Annotated in this window: 3 protein-coding genes and 1 tRNA gene; all 4 read left to right on the top strand. The window is 63.4% G+C overall.

The window, feature by feature from the left end:
- Nucleotides 1–47 precede the first annotated feature (47 nt).
- The 4 genes from Q0C23_RS08905 to Q0C23_RS08890 all read left to right on the top strand — a co-directional run bounded on the left by Q0C23_RS08905 (nt 48) and on the right by Q0C23_RS08890 (nt 4,897).
- Nucleotides 48–1,019 (top strand): Smr/MutS family protein, encoded by a 972-nt coding sequence (locus Q0C23_RS08905; protein ID WP_291512021.1) that lies wholly within the window; start codon nt 48–50, stop codon nt 1,017–1,019.
- Between the two features lie 3 nt (nt 1,020–1,022).
- Complete coding sequence (dnaG, locus tag Q0C23_RS08900) at nt 1,023–2,765, top strand: DNA primase (protein WP_291512020.1); 1,743 nt, start codon at nt 1,023–1,025, stop codon at nt 2,763–2,765.
- Nucleotides 2,766–2,872: 107 nt separating this feature from the next.
- The gene (gene rpoD / locus Q0C23_RS08895; RefSeq protein WP_291512019.1) at nt 2,873–4,771 is read left to right on the top strand and encodes an RNA polymerase sigma factor RpoD; all 1,899 of its coding nucleotides are present in this window, start codon (nt 2,873–2,875) and stop codon (nt 4,769–4,771) included.
- A 49-nt stretch (nt 4,772–4,820) separates the two neighbouring features.
- A tRNA-Ile gene (locus Q0C23_RS08890) sits at nt 4,821–4,897 on the top strand.
- Nucleotides 4,898–4,907: the final 10 nt, after the last annotated feature.

Raw genomic sequence — 4,907 nt, 5'->3', positions numbered from 1 at the left:
ATGATCCAATACGTCTATAGGTCCTTTTGTAATAATTATATCTCTTGATGGTGGAGGCGCTCAAGCGCTACGCCCTGGAGCGTCCGGAGATCCTGCTCGGGGGCATGGGTTTCGACGTGCAGGCTTTGCGCCCCACCTATCGCCTGCAGCTGGGGATGGGTGGGGCCAGTCACGGTCTTGCCATCGCCCGCCGGCTGGGTCTGCCCAGTTCGGTGCTGGATCGAGCCGAGGCGATCCACGCCAGCGAGCAGGAGGATTGGGAACTCTGGGAGACTCGCCGAGAGAGCCTGCTGCAGGAGGCGCAGCAGGAGCGGCTTGAGGCAGAACGCCTGCGCGCCGAGGCCGAGCAGCTGCAGGCGCGTTGGCGGAAGGAGCAGGAGCTGGCCGCCGCCGCGCGGGAGCGTGCCGCGGAGGAGGCCCGACGCCAGTGGGAAGCGCTACTCGCCCGGGCGCGGGCAGAAGTGCGGGCGGCCATTGCCGCACTCAAGGCCGGACGGGATACCGCCGCGGCGACGGCGCGACTCGATGCGCTGGATGCCGAACTGCGCCCTGCCGCCACTGCTGCCCCCCAAAAGCTTCCGGCAGCGGGCGATCGCGGGCTTTTTTTGCCCTTGCGGCAGGCCGTGGAGGTACTGCGGGTGGACGCCTCAGGCCAGAGACTGCAGATCGAGATCCGCGGCAAGCAGCTGTGGATACCCTTGGAACAGTTCCAGCTGGATCCGGGGGCGACGCTGGCCGAAGAACGAGGTGGCAGCCACTACCGCGCGCCCGAATCGCACCCCTGGCGTCTGGATCTGCGCGGGCAGCGACGGGATGTCGCGCGCGTGGCGCTGGAGCGCCACGTGGATGGTGCCATCGCCGCCGGGCGGCAGCAGGTGGAGGTGCTGCACGGCACCGGCAACGGAGTGCTGGCCGAGATGGTCCGGGAGTTCGCGCAGAGCGACGCGCGCGTCCTCGCTTGGCGAATGGCGCGTCCCGAGCAGGGTGGTGGTGGCGTCAGCGAATTGGATCTACGCTGAGCCATGGCCCGTTTCTCCCAGGCCTTCATCGACACCGTTCTCGCCCGCAGCGATATCCTGCGCCTCATCGACAGCCGTGTGCCCCTCAAGAAAAAGGGCAAGGACTATTGGGCCTGTTGTCCCTTTCATCAGGAGAAGAGTCCCTCCTTCTCCGTCAGTCCGGACAAGCAGATCTACTATTGTTTCGGCTGTCACGCCCACGGTAACGCCATCGGTTTTCTCATGGCCTACGAACGCCTCTCCTTTGTTGAGGCCGTAGGTCTGCTGGCCGAGGAGGCGGGTATACCGCTTCCGGAGGAGGGGCGGCCGGAGGGACCCGATCCCAGACCGCTGCGCGCTATCCTCGAGGCCGCCGCCCGGCTCTACCGCGAGGCGCTGCAGGATCATGGGCCGGCTCAGGCCTATTGGCAGCAGCGCGGCCTGAGTAGCGCCACGCAGGAGCGATTTGGTCTGGGCTACGCTCCCGATCAGGGCCAGTTTCTGCTGTCCCGTCTGGGCCAGAATGCCGCCCAGCGGGAGCTGCTGGTGGGAGCGGGTCTGGTCTCCCGGCGCGACGATGGTCGTTACTACGATCGCTTCCGAGGCCGTGTGCTCTTTCCCCTGCGGGACGGTCGGGGGCAGCTCTGCGGCTTTGCCGGGCGCAGCATGGACGGGCGTGAGCCCAAGTACCTGAACAGCCCGGAGACTATCCTCTACCACAAGGGGCAGATGCTTTATGGACTGGACCTGGCACGGGAAGGCATCCGTCAACGTCGGCAGGTGGTACTGGTGGAGGGTTATCTGGATGTCATCACCCTGCACCAAGCCGGGCTCGACTTCGCCGTCGCCGCCAGCGGTACGGCCCTGACGGAAAAGCAGTTGGAAACGCTCTGGCGCAGCGCCCCGGAGGTGGTGCTCTGTTTCGACGGCGATGCTGCAGGACGGGCGGCGGCCTGGCGAGCATTGCAGCTTGCGCCGGCACAGCTGCGTCCCGGCCGGCTTTTGCGGGTGCTGTTTTTGCCTCAGGGTGAGGACCCCGACTCGCTGGTACGCGCGAGGGGGGCGGCGGCCTTCGAGGACATCCTCGCGCAGGCACGCCCTGCCCTGGACCATTACCTCGCCGTCTTGCAGGAGCGCTACGATCTGCGCCAGGCCGACGAAAGGGCGCAATTTTTGCGGGAGGCCCGAGAATTCTTGGCCAAGGTCGAGGACTCAGACCTGCGTGCGGTCTACGGCCAGCGTCTCGAGGAGATGGTGGGTGTCAGCGTCAGCCTGCCGCCCCCGGTCGCGAGTCCAGCATCCGTGCCGGTCAAGGCCCCGCGAACGGGGCGGCCGAGTCTCTGTCAGGCGGCGCTGCGGCTTTTGCTGCAGTGCCCCTCCGATCTGCAATGGCAAGGTCTGGAACGAAGATTGCTGGTGTATCTTGCGGAGGAGGATCCCTACGCCGAGATGCTCGCAGACGCCCTTGAAATTTTGTCCGAGTCCACCCATATAGAGAGTCGGGCCCTTTTTGCCCGGCTGTCGGCGCGGCGGGATCTGGACGGGATGTTTCGCGAGCAGTTTGCACCGTCCCTGCAGTCCGATGCAGCGTCGCAAAGCGAGGTGCGGGACTGTGTGGAGCGCGTGAATCTGAAGTTGGCGCAAGCGCGTATGCGCTTCATCGGGCGTACCGCGGATCGCTCCGGCCTGGCTGCCCTGTCGCCGGAAGAGCGGCAGGAACTGCTGCGCATCACCAAGGGACGAAGATCGACGGCTGAGGAATCGTAAGGGGGTCGTGAAATGCCGGGGCCGGTGTACCCAAGTGTTGCGGTCGGCTTTTCATCGACGATGCTTTTCTTATATAATACGCGGCTTTCCGCGTCGGTGGGTTGTCTATGAGAGAGAGTGACAGTACGGTGGACAACGAGTCTCAGCGTTCCGAGCTCAAGCGTTTGATTGCCCGAGGAAAAGAACAGGGCTACCTGACCTATCGGGAGATCAATGACCTCTTGCCCGAGGACGTTTTCGACCCCGAGCAAATGGAAAACGTCATCACCATGATCAACGACATGGGCATCGAGGTCTTCGAAGAGGCGCCCGATGACGAATCCCTGCTCATGGACAACGAGGGCAATCCCATCGTGGCCGCTCAGGAAGCCGAAGAGGCTGCCGAAGAGGCCCTGGCCGTGGTGGAGGCGGATATCGGCCGCACCAGCGATCCTGTGCGGATGTACATGCGCGAAATGGGCACGGTAGAACTCCTGACCCGCGAAGGCGAGATCGAGATCGCGCGGCGCATAGAGGATGGCCTTCTGCAGGTTCTGCGTGCCGTTTCCACATGCCCCACCACTATCGCCATCCTGCTGGAGGCAGCGCAGAAGGTCGAGCAGGGTGAGCTGCGTCTGGACGAAGTCGTGGACGCCTTCATCGATCCCAATGCTATCAATGAAGAAGCGGCGGAGGACGAGGAATTGGGACTCGCCGCAGAGGCCGACGACGCCGACGACAGCGATGACGATGAGGACGAAGAAGATGGCGGAGGGCTCAGCGTAGCGGACAAGGGGCCGCAACTGGAGGAGGCCTTGGAGCGCTTTGCGGCCATTCGTGCCGGCTATGAGCATCTGCTCGCCCTGCACAAGGCCGGCAAGGTCCGCAGTCCGGAGTACCAGGAACAGCGCCAGTTGCTGGCCGATCGGTTCTTGGAGATGAAGCTGAACGTGCGGCAGATCGACTTGATGGCCGATGCCCTGCGCAACCTGACGGAGGAAGTGCGTGTGGCCGAGCGCGAGTTGATGGCTCTGTGCATCGACCGCGCCGGATTCCCGCGCAAGGAGTTCGTACGCAGCTACCCCGGACACGAAAGCGATATCGCCTGGTTGGATAGTCAGATCTCGGCGGCGCGGCCTTATAGCCCCCGGCTGCTGGTGCTGCGCGACGAGATCGTGGCCGTCATGACCCATCTTGCCAATATCGAAGAGCGCGCGGGCCTGCCTATCGCTGAGATCAAGGAGGCCAGCCGTCTCATGTCCATCGGTGAGGCCAAGGCGCGGCGGGCCAAGAAGGAAATGGTGGAGGCCAACCTCCGTTTGGTCATTTCTATCGCCAAGAAGTACACCAATCGCGGCCTGCAGTTCCTGGATCTCATCCAGGAGGGCAATATCGGCCTGATGAAGGCGGTGGACAAGTTCGAATACCGCCGCGGGTACAAGTTCAGCACCTACGCCACCTGGTGGATCCGCCAGGCCATCACCCGCAGTATCGCCGATCAGGCTCGTACCATTCGGATTCCGGTGCACATGATCGAAACCATCAATAAACTCAACCGGATCAGTCGACAGATGCTGCAGGAAATGGGGCGCGAGCCTACCCCGGAAGAGCTGGCGGCGCGCATGGAGATGCCCGAGGACAAGATCCGCAAGGTCCTGAAGATTGCCAAGGAGCCTATCTCCATGGAAACTCCCATCGGCGATGACGAAGACTCCCATCTGGGAGACTTCATCGAGGACCGTAACGTCGCGGCCCCCACGGATGCGGCCGTCAATGCGGCTATTCGTGAGGTGGTGGAAGAGCTCCTGGATACGGGCCTTACGCCGCGGGAAGCCAAGGTGCTGCGCATGCGCTTTGGCATCGGCATGAATACCGACCACACTTTGGAAGAGGTTGGCAAGCAGTTCGACGTGACCCGCGAGCGTATCCGTCAAATCGAAGCCAAGGCCCTGCGCAAACTGCGTCATCCTTCGCGCTCCGAACGCCTGCGCAGCTTTGTGGACGGTGAGGTCACCATCATCCCGTAAGGGGGATAGGCGTAACTCTGGGTCGGTCTTCGGATCGGCCCCAAATATCGGGCCTGTAGCTCAGCTGGTCAGAGCAGGGGACTCATAATCCTTTGGTCGCGGGTTCAAATCCTGCCGGGCCCACCATATAAAACAA

Origin of the sequence: Acidithiobacillus sp., from assembly GCF_023256195.1 — a bacterium.
Lineage (GTDB): Bacteria > Pseudomonadota > Gammaproteobacteria > Acidithiobacillales > Acidithiobacillaceae > Acidithiobacillus_A.
The sequence above is the reverse complement of the archived record's forward strand: the minus strand, read 5'-3'. Positions and strand labels throughout refer to the sequence as shown.

Bases quoted from the DNA above. Each gene is read 5' to 3' on its own strand.
- Q0C23_RS08905 (WP_291512021.1), top strand. From the start codon at position 48: ATGGTGGAGGCGCTCAAGCGCTACGCCCTGGAGCGTCCGGAGATCCTG.
- dnaG (WP_291512020.1), top strand. From the start codon at position 1,023: ATGGCCCGTTTCTCCCAGGCCTTCATCGACACCGTTCTCGCCCGCAGC.
- rpoD (WP_291512019.1), top strand. From the start codon at position 2,873: ATGAGAGAGAGTGACAGTACGGTGGACAACGAGTCTCAGCGTTCCGAG.